General features: G+C 31.3%; 26 protein-coding genes. All 26 read left to right on the top strand.

Annotated features, from left to right (window positions below):
• The first annotated feature begins 11 nt into the window (after positions 1–11).
• The 26 genes from fliQ to Q2T46_RS00590 all read left to right on the top strand — a co-directional run bounded on the left by fliQ (position 12) and on the right by Q2T46_RS00590 (position 25429).
• A complete protein-coding gene (gene fliQ / locus Q2T46_RS00465) occupies positions 12–281 on the top strand; it encodes a flagellar biosynthesis protein FliQ (protein WP_209454589.1) in 270 nt (89 codons plus the stop codon).
• Positions 282–286: 5 nt separating this feature from the next.
• The gene (gene fliR / locus Q2T46_RS00470; RefSeq protein WP_303264729.1) at positions 287–1069 is read left to right on the top strand and encodes a flagellar biosynthetic protein FliR; all 783 of its coding nucleotides are present in this window, start codon (positions 287–289) and stop codon (positions 1067–1069) included.
• A 6-nt stretch (positions 1070–1075) separates the two neighbouring features.
• Positions 1076–2149 carry a flagellar biosynthesis protein FlhB gene (flhB, locus tag Q2T46_RS00475; RefSeq protein WP_303264728.1) on the top strand — a complete coding sequence of 358 codons (1074 nt, stop codon included), beginning with the start codon at positions 1076–1078 and terminating at the stop codon, positions 2147–2149.
• Between the two features lie 10 nt (positions 2150–2159).
• Complete coding sequence (gene flhA, locus Q2T46_RS00480) at positions 2160–4181, top strand: flagellar biosynthesis protein FlhA (protein WP_303264727.1); 2022 nt, start codon at positions 2160–2162, stop codon at positions 4179–4181.
• Positions 4171–5184, top strand: a complete 1014-nt coding sequence (locus Q2T46_RS00485; RefSeq protein ID WP_311062286.1) for a DEAD/DEAH box helicase family protein — start codon at positions 4171–4173, stop codon at positions 5182–5184. Before flhA ends, Q2T46_RS00485 begins: the two co-directional genes overlap by 11 nt.
• A 1-nt stretch (position 5185) precedes the next feature.
• Positions 5186–6067 carry an AAA family ATPase gene (locus tag Q2T46_RS00490; RefSeq protein WP_303264725.1) on the top strand — a complete coding sequence of 294 codons (882 nt, stop codon included), beginning with the start codon at positions 5186–5188 and terminating at the stop codon, positions 6065–6067.
• The gene (locus Q2T46_RS00495) at positions 6036–6665 is read left to right on the top strand and encodes a flagellar brake protein (protein WP_303264724.1); all 630 of its coding nucleotides are present in this window, start codon (positions 6036–6038) and stop codon (positions 6663–6665) included. Before Q2T46_RS00490 ends, Q2T46_RS00495 begins: the two co-directional genes overlap by 32 nt.
• A 21-nt stretch (positions 6666–6686) precedes the next feature.
• Positions 6687–8642 (top strand): chemotaxis protein CheA, encoded by a 1956-nt coding sequence (locus Q2T46_RS00500; protein ID WP_303264723.1) that lies wholly within the window; start codon positions 6687–6689, stop codon positions 8640–8642.
• A gap of 15 nt (positions 8643–8657) precedes the next feature.
• Positions 8658–9092 (top strand): chemotaxis protein CheW, encoded by a 435-nt coding sequence (locus tag Q2T46_RS00505; RefSeq protein WP_303264722.1) that lies wholly within the window; start codon positions 8658–8660, stop codon positions 9090–9092.
• The gene (locus Q2T46_RS00510; protein ID WP_303264721.1) at positions 9089–9703 is read left to right on the top strand and encodes a chemotaxis protein CheC; all 615 of its coding nucleotides are present in this window, start codon (positions 9089–9091) and stop codon (positions 9701–9703) included. The genes Q2T46_RS00505 and Q2T46_RS00510 overlap by 4 nt, the downstream gene beginning before the upstream one ends.
• Entirely contained in the window at positions 9696–10184 is a 489-nt protein-coding gene (locus Q2T46_RS00515; RefSeq protein WP_303264720.1) for a chemotaxis protein CheD, read from the top strand. Before Q2T46_RS00510 ends, Q2T46_RS00515 begins: the two co-directional genes overlap by 8 nt.
• 22 nt (positions 10185–10206) lie before the next feature.
• A complete protein-coding gene (locus Q2T46_RS00520; protein ID WP_303264719.1) occupies positions 10207–10941 on the top strand; it encodes a sigma-70 family RNA polymerase sigma factor in 735 nt (244 codons plus the stop codon).
• 26 nt (positions 10942–10967) lie between these two features.
• Entirely contained in the window at positions 10968–12332 is a 1365-nt protein-coding gene (locus Q2T46_RS00525; RefSeq protein WP_303264718.1) for a DUF342 domain-containing protein, read from the top strand.
• Between the two features lie 14 nt (positions 12333–12346).
• Entirely contained in the window at positions 12347–12619 is a 273-nt protein-coding gene (locus Q2T46_RS00530; RefSeq protein ID WP_303264717.1) for a hypothetical protein, read from the top strand.
• Positions 12620–12754: 135 nt separating this feature from the next.
• Positions 12755–13462, top strand: a complete 708-nt coding sequence (gene rpsB / locus Q2T46_RS00535) for a 30S ribosomal protein S2 (protein WP_209454828.1) — start codon at positions 12755–12757, stop codon at positions 13460–13462.
• A 64-nt stretch (positions 13463–13526) separates the two neighbouring features.
• Positions 13527–14144, top strand: coding sequence for a translation elongation factor Ts (gene tsf, locus Q2T46_RS00540; protein WP_303264716.1), 618 nt, complete (start codon positions 13527–13529; stop codon positions 14142–14144).
• Positions 14145–14246: 102 nt separating this feature from the next.
• Complete coding sequence (gene pyrH, locus Q2T46_RS00545; protein WP_303264715.1) at positions 14247–14957, top strand: UMP kinase; 711 nt, start codon at positions 14247–14249, stop codon at positions 14955–14957.
• 2 nt (positions 14958–14959) lie between these two features.
• Positions 14960–15514 carry a ribosome recycling factor gene (gene frr, locus Q2T46_RS00550; RefSeq protein WP_303264714.1) on the top strand — a complete coding sequence of 185 codons (555 nt, stop codon included), beginning with the start codon at positions 14960–14962 and terminating at the stop codon, positions 15512–15514.
• Positions 15511–15687, top strand: coding sequence for a hypothetical protein (locus Q2T46_RS00555; protein ID WP_303264713.1), 177 nt, complete (start codon positions 15511–15513; stop codon positions 15685–15687). Before frr ends, Q2T46_RS00555 begins: the two co-directional genes overlap by 4 nt.
• A 47-nt stretch (positions 15688–15734) precedes the next feature.
• Positions 15735–16496, top strand: coding sequence for an isoprenyl transferase (locus Q2T46_RS00560; RefSeq protein WP_303264712.1), 762 nt, complete (start codon positions 15735–15737; stop codon positions 16494–16496).
• Between the two features lie 17 nt (positions 16497–16513).
• Positions 16514–17296 (top strand): phosphatidate cytidylyltransferase, encoded by a 783-nt coding sequence (locus Q2T46_RS00565; RefSeq protein WP_303264711.1) that lies wholly within the window; start codon positions 16514–16516, stop codon positions 17294–17296.
• 12 nt (positions 17297–17308) lie between these two features.
• On the top strand, positions 17309–18457 hold the full coding sequence (dxr, locus tag Q2T46_RS00570) for a 1-deoxy-D-xylulose-5-phosphate reductoisomerase (protein WP_303264710.1): 1149 nt from the start codon (positions 17309–17311) through the stop codon (positions 18455–18457).
• Between the two features lie 7 nt (positions 18458–18464).
• Positions 18465–19481, top strand: a complete 1017-nt coding sequence (rseP, locus tag Q2T46_RS00575) for an RIP metalloprotease RseP (protein WP_303264709.1) — start codon at positions 18465–18467, stop codon at positions 19479–19481.
• A gap of 11 nt (positions 19482–19492) precedes the next feature.
• The gene (gene ispG, locus Q2T46_RS00580) at positions 19493–20554 is read left to right on the top strand and encodes a flavodoxin-dependent (E)-4-hydroxy-3-methylbut-2-enyl-diphosphate synthase (protein ID WP_303264708.1); all 1062 of its coding nucleotides are present in this window, start codon (positions 19493–19495) and stop codon (positions 20552–20554) included.
• Positions 20554–21183, top strand: coding sequence for a glycosyltransferase family 2 protein (locus Q2T46_RS00585; protein ID WP_303264707.1), 630 nt, complete (start codon positions 20554–20556; stop codon positions 21181–21183). The genes ispG and Q2T46_RS00585 overlap by 1 nt, the downstream gene beginning before the upstream one ends.
• 13 nt (positions 21184–21196) lie before the next feature.
• Entirely contained in the window at positions 21197–25429 is a 4233-nt protein-coding gene (locus tag Q2T46_RS00590; RefSeq protein WP_303264706.1) for a PolC-type DNA polymerase III, read from the top strand.
• Positions 25430–25462 lie beyond the last annotated feature (33 nt).

Below are 25462 nucleotides of genomic sequence, written 5' to 3' on the forward strand. Positions count from 1 at the left end.
GGAGGATAATAATGGATCCTGGAGTAGTTCTTGATATTGGAAGGGAAGCATTAATGGTGACAATGATTGTATCCGCACCGCTTTTAATTGTATCGCTATTGGTAGGACTCATTATAAGTATATTTCAGGCAACAACACAGATTCAGGAGCAGACTTTGACGTTTGTACCTAAAATTTTAGCTATTTTTGCTTCTATAATGTTATTTGGACCATGGATGCTTACAACATTGATTAATTACACACAAAAATTAATATTAAACATTAATAATTTTATTAAATAGATAAAATGGAACTGAGTTATTACATTTTAAACAATGTACAATACTTTTTGATAGTCTTTGTGCGAATGCTTGGTATTTTTATACTGACACCACTATTTGGAACAAGATCGTTGCCTCCGATGTTTAAAATTGGCCTTGCCTTTTTTACATCGATAATTATATTTGATTTAGTGAAGGTAAACATCGATGCAAGTAATTTATATCAATACGTTGTAATTGTATTTAATGAGTTTTTGGTTGGCTTATTGATTGGCTTAGCTTCCATGGTTTCATTTAGCGCTATTTACTTGGCTGGACAAATAATAGATTATCAATTAGGTTTTAGCATTGTCAATGTTCTTGCTGCAGGTGAAGAGACACAGGTGCCTTTGATTGGAAACTTTGTATACATACTTACGCTGCTATTATTCCTGCTGATAAACGGACATCACAAATTGTTTGTAATGCTGTTTCAAAGCTATAGTATGATACCTGTTGGTACTGCATTTTTGCATTCAGAAAGTATTAATGTTATTTTTACGAAGATTGTATCAGATATGTTTGTTTTAGGTTTCAGAATCAGTGCACCAATCGTTCTTTCAACATTGCTTACTGATATAACATTAAGCATAATTTCAAGAACGATTCCACAGCTAAATGTATTTATGATTGGCATGCCTATTAAAATATTTATCGGCATATTCACATTGTTTATAATGTTGCCAATGTATTTAGCAATCATAGATGTTTTATTCAACGGGATGTATTCTGATATATATTTGCTTTTAAAATCTATGGTAAAAGGATGACGCAGATTGAAGTTACAACTTTTTGCCGGTGAAAAGACAGAACCAGCAACACCTAAAAGAAGACAAGATGCGAGAAAAAAAGGACAAGTCTTTCAGAGCAGGGAAGTAACGTCAGCAATAATAACAATAGCTGGATTTTTAGTTATATATTTCACTGTGCAAAATAGCATTGAAGAGATCATGAATCTCATCAAATACTTATTTCTAAATTATGGAGGCGCCAGCGATAATGCATTTACAGTTAATGGAATATATAAATTGTTTGAGATTATTTTAACTGTTTTTCTGAAATTGATACTACCTACAGTTGCAACTGTCTTTTTAGTTGCACTAGTATCGACTTATGCACAGGTTGGATTTGTATTTACTTCGGAATCATTAAATATAAAGTTAGAAAGACTAAATCCATTAGAAGGCATTAAACGAATGTTTTCAAGAAGAACCATACTTGAACTTTTGAAAGCAATTGTAAAGATAGGAATACTAGGCTATGTTATGTACTCATTTTTAATAGGGCAGTATAAAGGTATACCTCAGCTATTAGATATGTCAGTTCAAGATCTTATTAAGTACAGTTTAAATATATTTGGTGGTATATTATTGAGAATTTCTATCGTATTAATAGTTCTTGGGATAGTTGATTATATATTCCAGTGGAGAGATTATGAATCAAATTTGAGAATGAGCAAGGAAGATATCAAAGAAGAATTTAAAGAAACTGAAGGCAATCCGCAAATAAAATCAGAAATTAAAAAGAAACAAAGACAAATTTCTATGAGGAGAATGATGCAAAACATTAAAAAAGCAGATGTTGTTATTACAAATCCAACTCATATAGCTGTTGCTTTAATGTATGACAATGAAATTAATGATGCTCCTGTAGTTGTTGCGAAAGGTCAAGACTATATCGCTCAGAGAATAAAAGAAGAAGCAATTAAATATTCGATTGTTATTGTGGAAAATAAGCCACTTGCTCAATCATTGTACAAAACGACTGATATTGGGGACAGCATACCGCCTGAATTATATAAGGCAGTAGCAGAGGTTTTGGCATATGTTTACAGCTTAAGAGGTGAGTAGGAGGGATATTTTGAAGTTTTCAGATTTAATTGCAGCAGTGTTTGTCGTAGGGATTGTGTTAATTATAATCATTCCAGTTCCATCGATTTTATTAGACTTTTTGTTGATTTTAAATATTTCGCTATCAATAATTATATTGCTTACGACAATGTATGTTAAAGATGCAATGGATTTTTCTATATTTCCCTCTATATTGCTTATCACGACTTTAATGAGATTAGCCTTGAATATTTCCTCTACAAGGTTAATTTTAACGTCTGGATTTGCAGGAAATGTGATACATGCTTTTGGCAGTTTCGTTATTGGTAATAATCCCATAGTTGGTTTTATAGTATTTATAATTATAGCAATTGTTCAATTTATTGTAATTACAAAAGGAGCTGAAAGAGTATCTGAAGTTTCAGCAAGGTTTACATTAGATGCAATGCCAGGCAAACAAATGTCGATTGATGCTGATTTAAATGCAGGAATTATAAATGATAAAGAAGCAAGAGAAAGAAGAAAAAAGATTCAAGAAGAAGCTAAATTTTTTGGCTCAATGGATGGTGCAAGCAAATTTGTAAAAGGCGATGCAATTGTTGGAATCATAATAATGATTATAAACATAATAGCTGGTTTAATCATAGGAATGACTATGAAGGGGATGGACATAAATCAAGCAATAGATACATATGCGATTTTAACAGTTGGTGATGGACTAGTTAGTCAAATACCTGCTTTACTTATATCAACAGCCACCGGCATTATAGTAACAAGAACAGCATCGGAAACAAATATGGGCAACGATGTGATAAAACAGCTTTTGAGAGAGCCGAGAGTGCTGCAAATTACAGGTGTATTGCTTATTTTAATGGCATTTATACCTATGCTTCCCGCTATTCCGTTGTTTATCATTGGTTCGTTATTTACATATTTAGGATTTTCTAATAGAAAGAAAAACAAAGAAAGCGAGCAAGCCAAAAACGAAGACTTAAAGGAATTGGAGGAAATTAGAGATCCAAAACGGGCATACGATCTTTTGCAAGTTGATCCTATTGAATTGGAATTTGGATATGAATTGATTCCTATAGCAAGCAACGAGTTATTGGACAGAATCGTAATGATTAGAAGACAAATAGCATTAGATTTAGGCTTGGTTGTGCCGATGGTAAGATTAAGAGATAATATTCAACTTAAGCCAAATGAATACATAATAAAAATTAGAGGTAATGAAGTCGGAAGAGGTAATGTATACGTAAATAAATACCTATGCATGCAAGTCGGTGAAATGAATAGTGATATAAAAGGCATCAGCACTAGAGAGCCTGCATTTGGACTGCCGGCATTATGGATTGATGACAGTGAGAAATCAAAAGCTGAAATGCTGGGATGTACAGTTGTAGATGTTCCATCTGTAATATCAACACATTTGACTAGTGTAATCAAAAAATATTCAGATGAGCTTTTAGGAAGACAAGAAGTTAAAGAATTGCTGGATAACATAAAATTGACAAATCCAGCACTTGTTGATGAGATTGTGCCGAAATTGTTAAGTTTGGGTGATATAGAAAAAGTATTGTGTAATTTGTTACGTGAAGAAATTTCAATACGTGATATGGTTACTATACTGGAAACACTTGCTGATTATGCACCAAGTACAAAAGATACAGACGTTTTAACAGAGTACGTAAGGCAATCATTAAAAAGAGCTATTACAAACAAATATGCGAAGGATGGAAAGCTTCAAGTCATAACACTAGATCCAGAAATTGAGAAATCTATTCAAAATGCAATTAACCAGACTGACCATGGTTCGTATTTGGCTCTTTCACCTGACGCTATGCAAAAAATATTAAAAGCAATTCACAACATCATAAAAAAACTGACAATTAAAGGAGAACAGCCTATTATACTGACTGCACCAATTATTAGATTTTATTTAAGAAAGTTGGTTGAACAGATATCGAAAGATATAGTCGTTTTATCCTATAACGAGCTTTTACCAAATATAGAGGTATTTTCTGTAGGGACGGTGAAATTAAGTGAAAGTTAAGCGCTATATAGCGGATAATTATCAGGATGCATTAAGAATGATAAAAACAGAAATGGGTAGTGATGCTATTATTCTACAACAAAATAGTTATAAAGAAAAGGGATTTAAAGGGTTATTCAAAAAGAAGAAAGTTGAAGTACTGGCAGCAGTTGAAGAAAATAAAATTGATGAAAGAGATATCTTTTATAAAGATTTGTATGAAATTAAATCGCTCTTAAGAGAATTTAAAAAAAGTGAAAATAGCGAAACTGACAAAAAAGATTTAAGAGATAAGTTAATTTACATAGGAGTTGATGAAGATTTAACTAAAATCTTAACCGAAGGAATAAGCGAAATAACCGACGACAATATAAAAATATTGCAAAAAAGAATTGCTAACTTTATTGGACCACCAAAAAAGATAAACTGCTTAAACGAGAAAAAACGTGTTGTTTTTATCGGTCCTACAGGTGTAGGTAAAACGACGACTATAGCAAAAATAGCTTCTCAATTAATATTAAGGGAAAAGAAAAATGTATTGCTGATAACTGCAGACATTTTTAGAATCGCAGGTGCAGAACAGCTAAAGATATATGGTGAAATTTTAGGGGTGCCAGTAAAGGTAGTTAACAACATTTTTGATTTAAATAGATTGGAAAGTGAAATAAGCAAATATGATGTAGTGTTGATTGATACTGCAGGAAGAAGTCATACTGATTCTAGAAAAATGCAAGAACTGAAGACTTTTTTACAGTATGGTTCTTACGATGATATATACTTGTGCTTAAGTGCAACAACGAAAAACAGTGATGCTAAAAAAATTATTAAGTCGTACGATTTTATCAATGACTACAATTTGCTTTTTACAAAATTAGATGAAACAGACAATTACAGTGTCATTTTAAATTCTATATATTATTCGAAAAAGCCTATATCATATGTAACAACAGGACAGATAGTTCCTGATGATATTTGCTTAGCTGATAGCAAAATGATAGCACAAAATATTTTGAAGGGGAATTAACATGGATCAAGCTGATAGGCTAAGATATTTATTCCAACAAAACAATATGAAAAGATGTAGAGTAATAACTGTAACCGGTGGCAAAGGTGGAACAGGTAAAACTTGTATATCAGTCAATTTGTCTATAGCATTGAGAAAGCTTGGATATAATGTGTTAATTATTGATGCAGACATAGGTTTTTCAAATGCAGAGATAGAATTAGGCGTTATATCTAAATTTACTTTGTACGATGTATTATATGGTAACAAAAAAATAATAGATGTTATTAATGATGGTCCAATTGGAGTAAAATTTATATCAACGGGTGGAAACTTTGACCTTATAAATGGCGATATTGATTTGAATGTTTTTTTCAACAATATCAATATCCTTGATAATTACTTTGATTATGTAATTGTCGATACTGGTGCGGGAATCAATAAAACAGTTAAAAGTTTTATCGATATGTCAGACGATGTAGTTGTTGTTACTACGCCGGAACCGACTGCCATAATGGATGCTTATATTTTAATAAAATCAATACAAGAATTAAGCGATAAAAATCTATATTTAATAGTTAATAAAGTTACAAATCAAAGCGAATATGTATCTGTTTATGAAAGGTTAAATAATGCACTGATAAACTTTTTAGGTACTACAATTAACGATTTAGGCTACATTCATGAGGATGCGAGAATAAGTGAGTGCATAAAAGCGCAAAATCCTATAATTTTGAAGTACCAATCAAGCAAGCCTTCAAAAGATATCACAAGAATTGCAGAAAGCCTCACAAATCATAAAAGCACTAAAAAGAAAGAAGGTCTTCTCGGAATATTTAAAAAAATGCTTTTAAATAGCGGAGGTATTTACAATGGAGAACATAAAACCAGGGCAAAAGATTGAAATAAGTATAGGCAAAAGTAATAACAAATATACATCGAAAATTGATGATATCTCGGCTGATGGTACTCTATTGATTGAGGCTCCAATACACAATGGACACTTTGTTCCAGTAAGGATCGGCGCAAAATTGAGCATTACTTTTTTTAATAAAAACGGTGTATATACATTTGATGGCATTGTAATAAATAGATTTTTAGGTAATATTTCGTTTATACAATTAAAAAGAATAACTGATATTGAGAAGTTGCAAAGAAGGCAATTCTTTAGATTAGAGAAGATAATGGAATTTAAATATATGGTGTCTGAAGACAGTGAAATAATGGAAAAGGGAGTCATAAAAGATATTAGCGGAGGAGGCTTTCGGGCAAAAGTCAAGAAAAAAATAGAAGTTGGAACTGAAATAATTTGTTTCTTAAATTTAGACGATGAGTTTGAAGAAATCGTGCAAAAATGTAAAGTTATTAGATGTATTTTTTTTGAAGATGGGTATGAAATAGCTGTAAAATATGCCGATATAGAAGATAGATTAAGAGAAAAGATAATATCATTTATTTTTAAAGAACAAAGAAAGTTAAAAAGACGACAAATAAATTTATAAAAACGAAAAGGAGGAAAAGAAATGGATACAAATCAATACTTAGAGATATTTTTGGAAGAATCTGAAGAACATATTGAAAGTTTAAATGAAAATCTTCTTCAACTTGAAAAAAATCCAGAAGATTCACATATTATTGATGAAATATTTAGATCTGCTCATACACTTAAAGGAATGGCTGCTACAATGGGCTTTGAAAACATGACTAGATTGACACACAAAATGGAAGATGTTTTGCAAGAAATAAGAAGCAATTCCATAAAAGTTACCAGCAATCTCATGGATGGGTTATTTAAATGTATTGATGCATTAAGTTCAATGACAGGAATTATATCTGAAAGTGGAAACGATTCGTATGACATTGAAAATTTGATTGAATTATTAGAAACAAATAATTCGGAAGAAGAAGTAGCAGCGACGAATATCGAAAATTCGAAATCTCTAGACAGCAACAATATAAATGTATATGAAAAAGACATAATAGAAAAGGCTGCATCTCAAGGCTATAAAACTTACAGCATAGAAGTGGTCATAGACAAAAATTGTGTAATGAAGTCTGCAAGAGCTTTTATTGTATTTAATACTTTAGACAATCTAGGAGATATTGTTGATTCTACACCTTCAGTAGAAGATATAGAAGATGAAAAGTTTGATGATAGATTTACAGTTCATTTAATCAGCAAACATGAAAAAGATGATATAAAATCTAAGCTAATTTCAATATCAGAAATAAAAATTATAAATATCGAGGAATTGTTGTATTCAAAGGAAATCAAAGATAATAAGAAACTTGAACCAGCAAATCTAAGCTCAGCTGATCAAATAAAACATAGTAAAACTAATAAAAGCGTTAGAGTTGATATTGAGAGGTTAGATAATTTAATGAACCTTGTCAGCGAGTTGATTATAATTAAAACTCGCCTTGAAGGTCTTGAATCGAATGAAAAAAATCCTGAAACAATTTCAACGATTGAATATTTAGAAAGAATAACGACAAACCTTCATGATGCGGTAATGAAAGTCAGAATGGTTCCAGTTGAAAGAGTGTTTAACCGTTTTCCCCGTATGGTCAGAGATTTATCTAGGGAATTAAATAAAAAAATTACGCTTAATATGTATGGCCAGGATACAGAAGTTGATCGTACCGTAATTGATGAAATAGGTGATCCACTTGTACATCTAATGAGGAATTCTATAGATCATGGAATAGAAACACCAGAAGTCCGTGTAAAAAAAGGCAAACCTGAAACAGGTGTTATTAATCTAAAAGCATATCATGAAGGCAATAATGTAATAATCGAAGTGAGTGATGATGGTTCTGGAATTAACTTTGAAAAAGTAAAAAATAAAGCTTATGAAAAAGGAATGCTATCTGCTGATGAAGTTGAAGAACTATCAAATGAAAAATTGGTAAAGTTGCTTTTTGAACCTGGATTTAGCACATCTGATACGATATCTGACATTTCAGGTAGAGGAGTTGGACTAGATGTAGTAAAAAATAAAATAGAATCTTTGAATGGATCTATTGAAGTTAAAACAGAAGTAGACAAAGGCACAAAATTTATAATAAAACTGCCATTAACTTTAGCAATAATTCAAGCTTTGTTAGTCATGGTAGGTAATGAAAAATATGCTTTTCCATTAAACTCAATATCAGAAATTGTAAACAAGAATAAAAATGAAATACATTTAGTGCAGGGTAAAGAAGTAGTTATGTACAGAGGTAAGGTCATCCCTCTTATAAGATTACATAATGTTCTCGATCTGAAGTCAAATGAAGACAGTGATAATTTTATCTGTGTAATAATAAAAAAAGGTGATAATCTTGCAGCATGTAGTGTTGATGAACTTATCGGACAGCAGGAAATAGTAATAAAGCCTTTGGGGAAATATCTAAGCAATGTAAAAATAATTGCCGGTGCAACGATACTGGGCGATGGACAAGTTGCACTTATCATAGATTCAAATAATTTACTTTAAAAGGAGGCGTTGAGCATGAGCATGTTTGTCGTAACAAGATTAGGAAGTGAAGAATATGGGATAGAAATAGACAAAGTACAATCTATTGAGAAAATTACGAAAATAACGAGGGTTCCAAAGGCGCCTTCTTTCGTAAAAGGTGTCATTAACTTAAGAGGTGAAATAATACCAGTAATTTCCCTTAGAATGTTGTTAAAATTAAGCGAAGTTGAATTTGATGATGATACAAGAATCGTAATAATAAAAAACAATGATATTATCATTGGAATCATCGTAGATAATGCAAATGAAGTTGTAGAAATTAACGACAGTAATATCGATTCAATAGATGTAAACAGTAATTTGTACAAAAAAGAAAGTTTTATCGGTAAAATAGGCAAAATTGACAATAGAATATTAATGCTATTTGATATAGACAAACTGACTACTCAGCAGGAAGTGAAGTTATGAATATAGATAAACTTAATGAAACGTGTATCGACATTCTTAAAGAACTTGGTAATATAGGCTCAGGGAACGCGATAACTGCTTTAGCTTCAATTATAGGGAAAAAAATAGATATGAAAATACCATCAGTTAAATTAATGGATTTTAATGAAGTTCAAAATATATTTGGATTGGCTGATGCAATCATTGTTGGTATATATTTTGATCTCGAAGGTAGTGTGAAAGGAAATATTTTATTTTCCCTTGATATTGAAAGTGCTTCTTACTTGATAGAATATTTGATGGGTGTCAACGTAGGAGAAGTATTTAGTGATATTGAGAAATCTGCATTACAAGAGATAGGGAATATAATGGCAGGAAGCTATGTTTCATCACTATCTACATTAACAAACTTAGATATGAAGATATCACCGCCAGCAATAAGCATTGATATGGCTGGTGCCATATTGAGTGTGCCCGCAATAAAATTCAGTGAATTATCAGACAAAATTTTATTTATTGAAACAGAGTTTTTTGAAGGCAGCAAACTAATCAAAGGTGACTTCTTTCTCATACCAGATATAGAATCTTTCGATAAAATACTTAATGCACTTGGAGTTGAATTAGATGGATAATTTTACTTTTCGAGTAGGCATGGCTGACGCAAAAATCACTAAATGCCCAGGCAAATTGATAACTGTGGGTCTTGGATCATGCGTGGGGATTGTTCTCTATGATAAAATGACTAAAATATCAGGACTTGTACATATTATGCTGCCATACAGTACCCAAAGTAAAAACAATTCAAATAAATTAAAATTCGCTGATACAGGAATCAATGCACTGATAGATATGATGATAGAAGCAGGTGCTGATAAAAGATATATAATCAGCAAAATTGCAGGTGGTGCCCAAATGTTTGCGACTAAAGCAAATTTAGATATCATGAATATAGGTACCCGCAACGTAATTGCCACTAAAGATGTTTTAGCTTCTTTGAATATACCATTAATATCCGAAGACACAGGTGGAAACTATGGTAGAACCATTGAATTCGATTCAGAAAATGGGAAATTGTTAATTAAAACGATTGGACATGGAATAAAATTTATTTAGGGTAGGAAAGGAATGTATAAGGATGTCACTACTCGAACAAGATTTATGGGATAAGTATGAAAAAGATGGTAGTTCTAAAGAAGACATAATTATAAAATATATGCCGCTTGTAAAACACATAGTAAAAAGAATTTGTTTGTCAGAAATAAGCAAAGAAGATGTAGATGATCTTATTAGTCAAGGTATGATTGGCTTAATTGATGCAGTCAATAAATATGACATATCAAAAGGAGTAAAATTCGAAACATATGCATCAATAAGAATAAAAGGAGAAATAATAGACTATCTTAGGAAAAAAGACTGGATCCCAAGAAGCCTAAAAAAGAGATATAAAAGCATTGAAAAAACAATAGAGCAATTAGAACAGGAATACAAAAGAGAGCCAACAATCGAAGAAATTATGGATGCAACAAAGTTATCAAAAAATGATGTTTTAAAGACGCTAAGCTATATGAACGCTGGATATATAAGTTCTTTGGATGAAGTAATTGAAAATAACTTAAAAGTTTCTTCACTCACAGAAAGTGAAAATACAAATCCAGAAAATGAGGTTTTGATGTATGACTTAAAACAAAACATTTCAAAAGCCATAGATATGCTGCAAGAAAAAGAAAGATTAATAATTTCATTATATTATTATGAAGATTTAAACTACAAAGAAATCAGTAAAATAATGGGTTTAACAGAATCGCGAATATCACAGATTCATTCTAAAGCTATAAAAAAACTAAGAGAAAAATTAAATGATTTGATATAATCTTCTAAAAAATTGGGGGCATTTAAGTGAGTGATTTAAGATATTCTTATAAACTAGAAATAACATCTGATAATATGGCGGCTTATTTATTAGTAGAAAATATTTCAGATGATGGGATTGCTTTAGATGAAAATAGTCTTTTAGAATTATTAAAATCACACAATATCACTTTTGGAATAATTGACAGTACAATTAAAAAAATATGCAAATCCCCCAATCTAAATGAACGATATTTAATAGCACAGGGGAAAAAGCCTGTAAGTGGTAAAGATGGCTATGTAGAATTTTTAATTGACTTTGCTAATAACTTTGAGCCAAAAGTGCTTGATGATGGAAGAGTCGATTACAAAGAGCTGCAGATTTTTAAAAGCATCAAAAAGGATGAGATCATAGCCAAAAAAATAGAACCTGAAGATGGCATTGATGGAATGAATATATTTGGAAGAGTGATTAAAGCAAATAAAGGAAAAGAAGCAAAATTACCATTGGGAAAAAACACGTACATAAAAGATAATTGTCTTTTTTCCTCTATTGATGGGCATATTTTTAAAAAAGATCAAAAAGTAAATGTAAATCCTTTAATTGAATTGAATGAGGTTAATGCATCGACTGGAAACATTAGAACTTTTGCAAGCATAAAAATTTATAATAATATAAGTTCAGGCTATAAAATTGAAAGTGATGGAGATATAGAAATATATGGTGTCGTTGAAAGCTCCACTATAATAGCAAAAGGTAATATCATTATTCATAAAGGTGTACAAGGAAGCGGAAAAGCAAAAATAATTTCTGGTGGAAAAATTGTTTCAAAATATTTGCAAAACTGTGATATAACAGCTGAAGGTGATGTTATCAGTGAAGCGATAATGTATAGTAATGTCAAAAGCAACAGTTCCGTTAAATTAATTGGTAATAAAGGTTTGATTGTAGGCAGTATCGTAATTGCAGCAAATGAAATCGAAGCAATTAACGTAGGTTCAAAGATGTATGTTCAAACAGAGTTGATAGTTGGTGAATCTCCTGAAAAAAGAAGAAGGAAAGAAGAAATAATTAGCAAAATTGCGGAAAATGAAAAATCTATTGACGGATTAAATAAAATAATATTATATCTTAATAAAATAGGTATACCAGAAGATAAAAAAGTTATTTACGAGAAAACATTAAAATCATTACTACAATTAGAAAAAGAAAATAAACTTTTATATGATGAGTATAAAGAATTAAATTCAGAAAAAAATAAAGAATCATATGGTATAATTAAAGTACATGATACGGTTTATCCTGGAACTAAAATAATGATCGATGATGTTTCAAAAAAAATTAAGGACACTGTCAAATATGTTGTATTTATCAGAAATGGTGCAGATATAGATATTTTACCTATAGGGTAAAGGGGGTAAGATAAATGTCAGTAAATCCAATAGATTTACAGGTTGCAATACCTAAAATGGTAGATATAAGTAATATAAAACAAGTTGAAATACAAAGGCCTGATGTATTTGTAGGACAATTTATGGAAATGATAAATAACGAAAATGAGATTAAAAAAAGCAGGACAAATAAAATCAGTGAATCAAATAAATTGTCAACAAAAAAAGATAAAAATAAAATGGATGGAAAAAACTCCTCAAAAGATAGAAAAAAATTTTTGTTAGGCCATATGGATATTAAAATATAAAATATATATTGACAATTATATCATAATATAATATATTAATGTGTGGATAACGCACGTTCAAGGATCTTAAAACTGGTGCCTAAATGGTCGTTTTAAGAGATGATTCGAACGGAGGAATAACCAGGAGGTGAAAATATGTCAGTTATATCAATGAAGCAATTATTAGAAGCAGGCGTACATTTCGGTCATCAAACAAGAAGATGGAATCCTAAAATGGCTCCATATATCTTTACCGAAAGAAATGGGATATATATAATAGACCTTCAAAAAACGGTAAAAAAGATTGAGGAAGCTTATGACTTTATTAAAGAAGTTGTCTCAAATAATGGTACAGTTTTATTTGTAGGTACCAAAAAGCAGGCACAGGATTCAGTTAAAGAAGAAGCAGAAAGATGTGGAATGTATTATGTTAATCAAAGATGGCTAGGTGGTATGCTAACAAACTATAAGACAATTAGAAGCAGAGTCGAGAGACTAAAAGAATTAAAACAAATGGAAGAAGATGGAACTTTTGAAGTCTTGCCTAAAAAAGAAGTTATCAAGCTTAGAAAAGAAAAGGAAAGACTTCAAAAGTATTTAGGTGGAATAGAAGATATGAACGGAATTCCATCAGTATTATTTGTTGTGGATCCTAAAAAAGAAGCAATAGCTATTGCAGAAGCTAAAAATCTTGATATTCCTATAGTAGCCATCGTTGATACAAATTGTGATCCTGAAGAAGTAGATTATCCAATACCAGGAAATGATGATGCGATTCGTGCTGTAAAACTGATAGCTTCAAAGATAGCCGATGCTGTAATTGAAGCTAAACAGGGTGAACAATTAACTGCTGTTGAAGAATAATTTAATTGTGGTAAGGAATTTTCTTGTCCTTACCATAAATTATATTAAGGATGGAGGTAAAAAAATGGTTTCTGCACAACAGGTTAAAGAGCTTAGAGAGCGTACTGGAGCAGGTATGATGGATTGTAAAAGGGCGCTTACCGATTCTAATGGAGATATTGAAAAAGCTATTGATTTATTGCGAGAAAGAGGATTAGCAGCAGCTGCAAAAAAGGCTGGTAGAACAGCTAATGAAGGACTGGTCGACTCATATATTCATGGTGGAGGTAGAATTGGTGTTCTCGTAGAAATTAATTGTGAAACGGATTTTGTTGCAAATACTGATGATTTCAAGTCGTTTGTAAAAGAAATATGCATGCAAATCGCTGCAGCAAATCCGCAGTACATAAAGAGAGAAGATGTACCACAAGAAGTCATTGAAAAAGAAAGGGAAATTTTAAAAGCTCAGTCATTAAATGAAGGTAAACCACAACAAGTCATTGACAAAATTATTGAAGGACGTTTGGAAAAATTCTATAAAGAAAATTGCCTATTAGAACAACTGTATATAAGAGATGATAGTAAAACAGTAAAAGATTTATTAAACGAATTAATTGCTAAACTTGGTGAAAATATAATAATCAGAAGATTTGTTAGATTTGAAAGAGGAGAAGGTATTGAAAATCCTCAAGAAGAAGAATAAAATTAAATAGGCAACCAAAATAGGACACGGTTGTGTCCTATTTTTAATAGATCTATGAAGGATTTTTAATATTTTTATAGAATAATAAAATGAGGTGTTCTAATGTCTGTAAAATACAAACGGGTAATATTAAAAATATCAGGAGAAGCTTTATCTGGCAGTGCAGGTTATGGAATCGATTTTGGAACTGTTAATTTAATTGCTGATCAGATAAAAGAAGTCAAAGAAATGGGAATTCAAATTGGCATTGTGATTGGAGGTGGTAATATTTGGAGAGGTAGAGAAGGTATAGGTATGGATAGAACTACCGCTGATCATATGGGTATGCTTGCTACGGTTATCAATTCTCTTGCTTTGCAAGATGCTTTGGAGCGAAGAGGTGTAGAAACAAGAGTGCAAACTGCTATTGAAATGAGACAGATTGCCGAACCTTATATCAGGAGAAGAGCTATTAGGCATCTTGAAAAGGGAAGAGTTGTGATTTTTGCAGCAGGTACAGGTAATCCTTTCTTCTCTACAGATACGACAGCATCTTTAAGAGCTGCCGAAATAGATGCTGAAGTAATTCTCCTTGCAAAAAAAGTAGATGGCGTTTATGATAAAGATCCTGTGAAATTTAAAGATGCAGTAAAATTTGACAAATTGTCGTATCTTGATGTATTGAATAAAGGACTTGGTGTGATGGATTCAACCGCAACTTCTCTATGCATGGACAACAATATACCAATTATTGTTTTTAATTTAACTGTGCCAGGCAATATAAAGAACGTAATAATGGGTCAAAAAATAGGAACAATTGTTAAGGAGGGATAACAATGGATGAATTACTAAAAAATACCGAAGAGAAAATGAAAAAGTCTATTGCAGTTTTAAAAAGCGAGTTAGTATCAATCAGAGCCGGTAGAGCAAATCCTTCGCTTTTAGACAGGATTTCCATCGATTACTATGGAACTATGACACCAATAAACAAGTTGGCAACAATTACAGCACCAGAGCCAAAGGTCATTGTAATACAACCATGGGATACATCAAAAATTTCAGACATTGAAAAAGCTATTCAAAAATCTGATTTGAATATAAATCCTACTTCTGATGGTAAAATAATCAGATTAGTTTTCCCAGATTTAACAGAGGAAAGAAGAAAAGAGCTTGTTAAACTGGTTCATAAAAAAGGAGAAGAAGCGAGAGTCGCAGTAAGGCAGATTAGACGAGATGCTAATGATGTCATTAAGAAGATGGATAAAAATGGAGAAATATCTGAAGATGAAAAGATAAAAAAGGAAGAAAATGTACAAAAACTTACTGATAAATATATAAAAGAAATAGATAAAATTTTGGAGCAAAAAGAAAAGGAGATAATGGAATTTTGATAGATATCATTGGCTATGATATTGAAACTGTTAAACAAATTTTAGATAAAAACAATATTAAATATAAAATAGTGATAACTGAACCTGTAAAACACTATAAAGGATATCAAAAGCGTGTTTTAAAAACTAAATTTGAAGAAGGTATATTATCAGTTATAGTAGCTGAATTCTAACCCCCTCGTATGAGGGGGTATTGCCCATATTATAAGGAGGAAAATTAATGAGCTTTATTATAAATCGAAGAAAAAATACTGCTCACGAAATGGAAAAGAAATTAGATATGAATAATATTCCAAAGCATGTGGCAATAATAATGGATGGCAATGGCAGATGGGCGAAAAGAAGAGGATTTGTAAGGACACTTGGACATAGAGCTGGAATGGAAGCAGTAAAAAGAGTAGTTAAGGCATCATCTGAAATTGGAATCAAGTATTTAACATTGTACGCATTTTCAACAGAAAATTGGAAAAGACCTGCAGACGAAGTAAATGGATTAATGAATCTGTTGATTGAATATTTAGGACGTGAAATAGATGAGTTAAATGAAAATGATGTAAAATTAAATTTCATTGGCGATTTATCAAAAATACCTGAGAAATGTAAAATCAAGGTTAAAGAATCAGAAGAAATAACAAAAAATAATAAAGGACTTGTTTTAAACATAGCTTTAAACTATGGTGGAAGAAATGAAATAGTCAACGCTGTTAAAAAGATAGGCAAATCATTGCTAGATGGCAAAATAAAATTAAATGATATAGATGAACAAATTATTGCTGATAACCTGTATACAGCAGGACAGCCTGATCCAGATTTAATCATAAGGCCTAGCGGTGAACTGAGAATCAGCAATTTTATGTTATGGCAATCTGCATATTCAGAATTATGGTTTTCTGATATATTATGGCCTGATTTTGATAAAAATCACCTCATAGAAGCTATAGTTGATTATCAAAAGCGAAACAGACGGTTTGGCGGTATATAAATTAAGGAGTTGAATTTATGTTAAAAAAAAGGATATCAAGTGCAATAATTGGCCTTCCTTTGGTTTTTATAGCATTAATAGCAGGTGGATGGTATCTAAGGCTATTTTTAGCAGCAGTAAGCCTTATGGGATTAAACGAATTTTATACTGTTTTCAAAAATATCAATATAAAACCAATAAATTATATAGGGTATATAGCAATTTTATTTTTTTATGTTTTAGGATATTCTTACAATACCATGGATGTTATTATATTAATAGCCATAATCATTTTTACTGTGCCAATATTGCAGAGAAAATATAATTTAGAGGATACTTCAATCACAATGGCAGGTGTTATCTATATAATTTTCTTTTCTTATATAGGAAAAATAAGAGACATTAATAATGGGTATTTGTTGGTATGGCTTATATTTATCATATCATGGTTAACAGATACTTTTGCATATTTTGTAGGAAAACATGTTGGTAGAAATAAATTATGTCCTAATATAAGTCCAAATAAAACTTTCGAAGGTTCTATAGGAGGAATAATAGGTTCCCTAATAGGTTGTCTTATTTTTACATATTTATTTAAAGAAAAATTGCAGATAAATATTTTTTACATAATTGCTTTAAGCATTACCGGAAGCCTAGTAGCTCAGATAGGTGATCTTTTTGCCTCATTGATAAAGCGAAATTGCAATACAAAAGATTTTAGCAAGATTATTCCTGGTCATGGCGGTGTTTTAGATAGATTCGATAGCATTTTATTTGTATCTCCATATATTTATATCTTTTTTACGTATGTCTACAGATGAAAGGAGCATAACATGAAAAATATAGTTATATTGGGTTCTACAGGTTCTATTGGAACGCAAACTCTTGATGTAGTAAGAAAGTCAAACGAATTTCGAGTTATTGGATTAACGTGTTATAATAATATTGAACTTATGAAGAAACAAATTGATGAGTTTAAACCGAAATTTGTAGCTGTGAAAGACACGACATATGCAAAAAAATTGAAGGATATGATTGATGACAGTACAGTGATACTTTCTGGTGAAGATGGAATAAATGAGATAGCTTCTATACCAGATGTTCAAACTGTTGTAGTAGCTATTGAAGGCATTGCGGCACTTGTGCCCGCTATAAAAGCAATTGAAGCGGGACATGACATCGCACTTGCAAATAAAGAATGCTTAGTTACGGGTGGACACATAATTAAAAGACTGGTAAGCGAGAAAAATATAAATATACTCCCTGTTGATAGTGAGCATAATGCAATATTTCAATGTATTCAATCTGGTAAAAAAGAGTTCGTAAATAAATTGATTATCACTGCATCTGGAGGACCATTTAGAGGTAAAACGGTGAATGAATTAAAATACGTTACTGTTGAGGAAGCTTTAAAGCACCCTAATTGGAAAATGGGGAAAAAAATTACCATTGACTCTGCTACACTAATGAATAAAGGCTTTGAGGTGATAGAAGCTAAATGGCTTTTTGATATACCAATGAATAAAATAGAAGTTGTTGTACACAAAGAAAGTATAATTCATTCAATGGTGGAATTTATAGATGGTAGTATTATTGCAGAAATGGCAACACCGGATATGAGAATACCAATACAATATGCACTTAATTTTCCAAACAGAAAATATATAGACGGTGTTTCTTATCTTGATGTAACAAAGATTGGAAATTTGTCCTTTGAAAAACCAGATATTAATACATTTAGATGTCTTCGACTGGCATATGACGCATTAAAAGAAGGTGGAACGATGACAACTGTATTAAATACGGCAGATGAAGTAGCAGTTCAATTGTTTTTAAAAAAAATAATTTCTTTTAATGATATTCCTTATATAATAGAAAAATATATGAATAATCATAAAAACATCATTAATCCAGAATTAAATGATATAATAGAAGTAGATAATGAAATAAGGGCAAAAATTAAGCGTGAGTATATGAGGTGATAGATAAGTGATATTTTTTTACGTTGTTGTAAGTGTAATTGTATTGAGTATTTTAGTCACGATCCACGAGTTTGGACATTTTATAGTCGCAAAATTGTCTGGCACAAAAGTTAATGAATTTGCTGTTGGCTTTGGACCAAAGATCTTTTCGAAAAAATATGGTGAAACAGAATATTCATTTAGAATAATGTTATTTGGTGGTTTTTGTGCATTAGCAGGTGAAGATGAAATATCTAATGATAAAAGAGCTGTAACTAATAAACCTTGGTACACAAGGCTAGGAATTTTTGCAGCTGGGCCTTTAATGAATATATTATTGACTTTTATCATTCTGATTATGGTTTTTTACATAGTTGGGAGTCCAGTGCCGATTGTTAGTTCTACCATAAGCGGATATCCCGCAGAAAAAGCCGGAATCATGCCAGGTGATAAAATAGTAATGGTAAACAATACAAAAATAAATGATTGGGATACATTACAGAATATAATTAATTCAAATAATGGAATCAAATTAAAACTCACGATAGAAAGAGATAACGTAATTTTAACTAAGACTATTGTACCTACTTATGATAAAAATGCTTCAAAGCCAATGATAGGAATTGTTCCTCAGTATAAAAGATCTTTAGTTTTAGCTTTTAGTACTGGCACGAAGCAGGCAATCTTTTTTTCTAAAATGATAATTTTATCCTTGTACATGCTTATAACGGGTAAAGCTTCAACAAATGATTTGATGGGTCCAGTTGGCATAGTTCAAGCCATTGGTACAGAGGCAAAGTCTGGTATACTGAACTTAATGGCATTTACTGCGCTTATAAGCGTAAATCTGGGACTATTAAATTTACTGCCGTTTCCCGCGCTAGATGGTGGTAGGATTTTATTTGTGCTGATAGAAAAAATCAGAGGAAAACCTATCGATCCGGAAAAGGAAGGTTTCGTCCACTATATTGGCTTTATATTGTTGATTGCGCTTATACTTTTTGCTACATACAAAGATTTGGTTAGAATAAATATTTTAAAATAATAGGTGATTATATGAGAAAAAAAACAAAAGAAGTAAGGATCGGAAACATATATATAGGGGGGAACAATCCAATTGCATTACAATCAATGACAAATACAGATACAAAAGATATAGAGAAAACTGTCAATCAAATTAGAGATTTGCAAAATGCTGGTTGTGATATAGTACGTGTAGCAGTGCTTGATTTTGAGGCTGCAAACGCCATTAAGGGGATAAAAAGGGAAATTAGCATTCCTATTGTGGCAGATATTCACTTTGATTATAGGCTTGCAATTGAGGCAATAAAGAATGGAGCAGATAAAATTAGAATAAATCCAGGAAATATTGGTGGTGAAGACAAGTTAAAATTAGTCGCTGATGCTGCCAAAGATAGTGGTATTCCTATAAGAGTAGGAGTAAATTCTGGTTCCTTGGAAAAAGATATTTTAAATAAATATGGTGGCGTAACAGCAGAAGGAATTGTAGAAAGTGCTCTTAAAAGTGTCTCTTTATTAGAAAAGTGTGGCTTTTATGATATAGTGATATCTTTAAAAACCTCAAATGTCCCACTTACAATAGAATCGTATAAACTAATTTCAGAGAAAGTAAATTATCCGCTTCATGTAGGTGTTACAGAAGCTGGAACAGGTTGTTATGGAACAATAAAATCTTCAATTGGCATAGGAACATTGTTGTATATGGGTATTGGAGATACTATCAGAGTTTCATTAACTGGAAATCCGCTTGAAGAGGTAAAAGTAGGTAAGCAAATATTAAAATCATTGGGATTATCAAAAGGCGGAGTAGAAATCATATCGTGTCCAACTTGTGGAAGAACAAAAATCAATTTAATTGATTTGGCAAAAAAGGTTGAAAATGCGACTGCCAGCATTAAAGAAGATATGAAAATTGCTGTAATGGGGTGTGCAGTTAATGGTCCAGGAGAAGCGAAAGAAGCAGATATAGGAATAGCAGGTGGGGCAGGTGAAGGTCTTATTTTTAAACACGGAAAAGTGCTTAAAAAAGTACCAGAAGATAGGCTTTTTGATGAATTTATTAAGGAACTTAACGATATATTGAAGGAGAAATTATAATGATATCTGTAATTATACCTGCGTATAATGAGGAGAAAAATATAAAAAATGTCTTAAACGTACTTAAAAAAATCAATATTATAGATGAAATAATTGTGGTAAATGATGGTTCAACAGACGACACTGAAAAAGTAGTTTCTCTTTTCGAAGTTAAACTTATAAATTTAAGGACAAATTTAGGCAAAGGTGCTGCGATAAAAAGAGGGATCCAAGCTGCTAGTGGGGATTTCTTGGTTTTGCTTGATGCGGATCTTATAGGTTTTACTCCAGAGCACTTTAATAAATTAGTGGAACCTGTTTTAGAAAACAATTGTGACATGACGGTTGGCATATTTTCATCTGGAAGAAAAAGAACAGATTTAGCACAAAAAATAGCGCCTTTTTTGTCTGGACAAAGAGCTTTAAAAAAGGATTTATTTATAGAGTTTATAAATGACAAAGATATAGATATTTTAAAGTATGGAATAGAAGTTGCATTGACAAAATATGCAAAAGAAAAACATTTAAGAGTAAGGCATGTACAGCTAGAAAATATGACACATATTATGAAAGAAGAAAAACTAGGTTTCATTAAAGGTTTTAAAGCTAGATTAAGGATGTACAAAGATATTTTAAAGGTATGGATGTAAGGAGTGCATTTAAATGCTGCCTTCTTTTTTAAAAGAAGATCTCGGTATAAACGATATAGAAGTAAGTAAAATAAGCCTTTCCTTGAAAGAAAAAAAGCTTATATTATATTTACCTTTTAATTTAGAAAAAGAAATAACGAAATTAGAAAATTTAAAATCCACTATTAAATCAAAAATTCCTCAGTTACAAAATATAGAATTTAAATTTAAAGGTTCAGATGTCAATAATATTTCTTCGATTATGAGTGATCATTGGGAGGATATTGTAAAAAAGGCAAGTGAAAAATACCCTGGAACATTGAGTTTTATGAAGTCTTGCGATATCTGTATAAAAAATAATCAACAGATCTTAATAAAAGCATCAAATGAAGTGGCTTATAATTTTTTAAAGAAAAATAAAGTCAATATATATATTTGTGAAATGATAAAAAAATATTATGGATTAAATGTTGAACTTATTTTGGATTTTGATGAGTCATTAAATAGTAAGGTTAATAAAAAAATACAAAAAGATGAAGAAATGATTGTAAATAATATAATTACATCTCCAACTGAAGATTTGCACGAGGATGCAAGCAATGTCAATAATGATGAAAAAAAAGTATTACTTGGCAAAGAGATAAATTCAGAAGCAATAAAAATATCTGAAATATCTCAAGAAGGCGAAGATGTAACAATACAAGGAGAAATATTTGCATTAGAATATCGCGAAATTAAGTCTAAATATTTGATGAGATTTGATATAACAGATAACACGTCATCATTTTCAGTTAAAGCATTTTTAAGTGATGAAAAGTATAATGCAACTAAAGACAGATTAAGTGTAGGAAGCTGTGTTAGGGTACGTGGAACTGTCATATACGACAAATACGAAAGAGATTTAATTATAAATGCAAAGGATATTGAAATTGCTGAAAAAATAATGAGAATGGACAACTCACCAGAAAAAAGAGTAGAATTGCATGTACACACGCAAATGAGCAGTATGGACGGTGTAAGTTCTGCTGAGTCTTTGATTAGAAGAGCATCTGAATGGGGGCACAAGGCTATAGCGATAACGGATCATGCAGTATTACAAGCTTATCCTGAAGCTCAGAGTGCTGCCAAAAAATATGGTGTCAAAGTCATCTACGGTTTAGAGGGCTATCTTGTCAATGATGGTGTTCCAATCGTCAGTGGAAATGTATCTGGAACTATTGATGACAGCTTTGTTGTATTTGATATTGAAACAACTGGTTTATCAAGTATCAATGATAATATTATCGAGATTGGTGCTGTTAAGATAAAGAATTGCCAAATAGTAGATACTTTTGAAACTTTTGTAAATCCTCAAATTCATATATCAAGATTTATAACAAAATTAACTGGAATAACTGATGATATGGTTGATGGATATCCACCAATCAAAGAAGTTTTACCTAAATTTTTAGAATTTATAAAAGGTTCCACTCTCGTTGCTCATAATGCAAATTTTGATGTGACGTTTATAAAAACAAAAGCTAAAAATATTGGAATTGAAGTAGACAATCCTGTTTTAGATACTTTAGAATTAAGCAGACATATGTATGAAAATTTAAAAAATTACAAACTTGACACAGTAGCACAGTATCTTGGAGTTTCACTTGAAAATCATCATAGAGCTGTAGATGATGCTAGAGCAACTGCTGAAATTTTTCTTAAAAGTATTGCTAAACTAAAGGAAAATGGAGTATATAAAGTAAATGAAATAAATAGTTATTTAAAGAATAAAGTTGACATTAAAAAAATGCCTACATATCACGTAATAATACTTGTAAAAAATCAGAAAGGATTAAGAAATTTATATGAATTAGTATCAAAATCTAATTTAGACTATTTCCACAGGAATCCAAGAATTCCCAAAAGTCTGTTGACACAAATGAGAGAAGGATTGTTAATTGGTTCTGCTTGTGAACAAGGGGAAGTTTTTAGAGGATTGATATCAAATTTTGATGACGACAAATTGCAAGAAATAATTAGGTATTACGATTATCTTGAGATACAACCTCTAGGCAATAATGAATTTTTAATCGATAAAGGTGAAGTAAAAAACAAAGAAGAACTGATAAAAATAAATAAACGCATTTATGAACTTGGAAAGCGCTTTAAAAAGCCTGTTGTTGCAACATGTGATGTCCATTTTTTAGAACCATGGGATAACGTGTATAGAAAAATACTTATGTACGGAAAAGGGTTTAAAGATGCTGATAGACAACCTCCATTGTATTTTAGAACAACAGAAGAAATGTTAAGCGAGTTTAACTACTTTGATGAAAAAATTGCTAAAGAAATAGTTATTGACAATCCTAATAAAATAGTAGAATTGATAGAAGATGTTAAACCAATTCCTGATGGTACTTTTCCTCCGTCAATAGAAGGTGCAGAAGAAGAATTAAGAAAGCTGACACTTAATAAAGCACATGAAATATATGGTGAAAAGTTGCCAGAAATAGTGGAAAAGAGGTTAGACAAGGAATTAAACTCTATCATAAATAATGGCTATGCTGTGATGTATATTATTGCACAAAAATTAGTTACAAAATCTTTAAATGATGGTTACTTAGTTGGTTCGAGGGGCTCTGTTGGTTCGTCATTTGTGGCAACTATGAGTGGAATAACCGAAGTTAACCCATTGCCACCGCATTACATATGCCCTAAATGTAAATATTCCGAATTCATTTTAGATGGAAGCTATGGTTCCGGTGTGGACATGCCTGATAAAAATTGTCCAAATTGTGGTACAAAGATGAAAAAGGATGGCCATGATATACCATTTGAAGTATTTCTCGGTTTTGAAGGTGATAAGGAACCTGATATAGATCTCAATTTTTCTGGTGATTATCAACCAATAGCTCATAAATATACCGAAGAAATCTTTGGCACAGGACACGTATTTAGAGCAGGTACTATTGGTACATTAGCCGATAAAACTGCTTACGGATTTGTAAAAAAGTATTTTGAAGAAAAAAACTTATTAGTTCACAATGCAGAGATTAAAAGATTAGTTATGGGTTGCACTGGTGCAAAAAGAACAACCGGCCAACATCCTGGAGGTGTCATGGTAGTACCTAAAGACAGGGATATTTATGATTTTACACCAATACAGCATCCTGCGGATGCACAAGATTCTGATATAATAACAACCCATTTTGATTATCATTCTATAAGCGGAAGATTGTTAAAACTCGACATATTAGGTCATGATGATCCGACGGTAATTAGAATGTTGGAGGACTTGACAGGCGTTAATGCAAGAGAAATACCATTAGATGATAAAGAAACGATGAGTTTATTTACAAGTGTTGACGCGCTTAATATTAAGCCAGAAGATATAAATTGCACAGTTGGCACTTTGGGTCTGCCTGAATTTGGTACCAGATTTGTAAGGCAAATGCTTGTAGATACTAAACCTACAACATTTGCTGAGCTTGTCAGAATTAGTGGTCTTTCACATGGCACTGACGTATGGCTAAATAATGCACAGGACATTATAAAAGAAGGTAAGGCAACCCTTAAAGAAGTAATCTCTACGAGAGATGACATAATGTTGTTTCTTATCAGCAAAGGAATGGATAAAAAATTGTCATTTAAAATAATGGAAAGCGTTCGAAAAGGAAAAGGCATAAAAGATGAAGAAATTGAAGAGATGAAAAAACATGATGTTCCAGATTGGTTTATTCAATCTTGTAAAAAAATTAAATATATGTTTCCTAAAGCACATGCTGTTGCATATGTAATTATGGCGTTTAGAATTGCTTATTTTAAAGTACATTATCCAGAGGCGTTTTATGCAACATATTTTACTGTCAGAGCGGATGAGTTTAACATAGACATAATGAATTCTATAGAAAAGATAAAAGAGAACATAAGATTGATTGAATCAAAAGGTAATAATGCTACAGCTAAAGAAAAAGGACTATTGACAATACTAGAAGTTGGATTAGAAATGTATTTAAGAGGTCTAAAATTTACTGATGTAGATTTGTATAAATCTGATGCAATTAAATTTCTTATTACTAAAGATGGTATATTACCTCCATTGAATTCTTTAGAGGGAATTGGGAAACAGGCTGCAAAAATAATAGCAGAAGAAAGAAAAAATGGTAAATTCCTGTCTATAGAAGATTTAAGAAACAGAACCAGAATCAGCAAGACGGTAATAGAGATTTTAAAACAGCACGGATGTTTGCAAGATATTCCTGAGTCAAATCAATTAAGTTTATTTTAATGTTGCATTGGTTATTTGTGTATGTTATAATTG

This window comes from Thermoanaerobacterium sp. CMT5567-10, assembly GCF_030534315.2.
GTDB lineage: Bacteria > Bacillota > Thermoanaerobacteria > Thermoanaerobacterales > Thermoanaerobacteraceae > Thermoanaerobacterium.

Coding starts and splice junctions, on each gene's coding strand:
- fliQ (WP_209454589.1), top strand. CDS start 12: ATGGATCCTGGAGTAGTTCTTGATATTGGAAGGGAAGCATTAATGGTG.
- fliR (WP_303264729.1), top strand. CDS start 287: ATGGAACTGAGTTATTACATTTTAAACAATGTACAATACTTTTTGATA.
- Q2T46_RS00490 (WP_303264725.1), top strand. CDS start 5,186: ATGGATCAAGCTGATAGGCTAAGATATTTATTCCAACAAAACAATATG.
- Q2T46_RS00495 (WP_303264724.1), top strand. CDS start 6,036: ATGGAGAACATAAAACCAGGGCAAAAGATTGAAATAAGTATAGGCAAA.
- Q2T46_RS00500 (WP_303264723.1), top strand. CDS start 6,687: ATGGATACAAATCAATACTTAGAGATATTTTTGGAAGAATCTGAAGAA.
- Q2T46_RS00505 (WP_303264722.1), top strand. CDS start 8,658: ATGAGCATGTTTGTCGTAACAAGATTAGGAAGTGAAGAATATGGGATA.
- Q2T46_RS00510 (WP_303264721.1), top strand. CDS start 9,089: ATGAATATAGATAAACTTAATGAAACGTGTATCGACATTCTTAAAGAA.
- Q2T46_RS00515 (WP_303264720.1), top strand. CDS start 9,696: ATGGATAATTTTACTTTTCGAGTAGGCATGGCTGACGCAAAAATCACT.
- Q2T46_RS00520 (WP_303264719.1), top strand. CDS start 10,207: ATGTCACTACTCGAACAAGATTTATGGGATAAGTATGAAAAAGATGGT.
- Q2T46_RS00530 (WP_303264717.1), top strand. CDS start 12,347: ATGTCAGTAAATCCAATAGATTTACAGGTTGCAATACCTAAAATGGTA.
- rpsB (WP_209454828.1), top strand. CDS start 12,755: ATGTCAGTTATATCAATGAAGCAATTATTAGAAGCAGGCGTACATTTC.
- tsf (WP_303264716.1), top strand. CDS start 13,527: ATGGTTTCTGCACAACAGGTTAAAGAGCTTAGAGAGCGTACTGGAGCA.
- pyrH (WP_303264715.1), top strand. CDS start 14,247: ATGTCTGTAAAATACAAACGGGTAATATTAAAAATATCAGGAGAAGCT.
- frr (WP_303264714.1), top strand. CDS start 14,960: ATGGATGAATTACTAAAAAATACCGAAGAGAAAATGAAAAAGTCTATT.
- Q2T46_RS00560 (WP_303264712.1), top strand. CDS start 15,735: ATGAGCTTTATTATAAATCGAAGAAAAAATACTGCTCACGAAATGGAA.
- Q2T46_RS00565 (WP_303264711.1), top strand. CDS start 16,514: ATGTTAAAAAAAAGGATATCAAGTGCAATAATTGGCCTTCCTTTGGTT.
- dxr (WP_303264710.1), top strand. CDS start 17,309: ATGAAAAATATAGTTATATTGGGTTCTACAGGTTCTATTGGAACGCAA.
- ispG (WP_303264708.1), top strand. CDS start 19,493: ATGAGAAAAAAAACAAAAGAAGTAAGGATCGGAAACATATATATAGGG.
- Q2T46_RS00585 (WP_303264707.1), top strand. CDS start 20,554: ATGATATCTGTAATTATACCTGCGTATAATGAGGAGAAAAATATAAAA.
- Q2T46_RS00590 (WP_303264706.1), top strand. CDS start 21,197: ATGCTGCCTTCTTTTTTAAAAGAAGATCTCGGTATAAACGATATAGAA.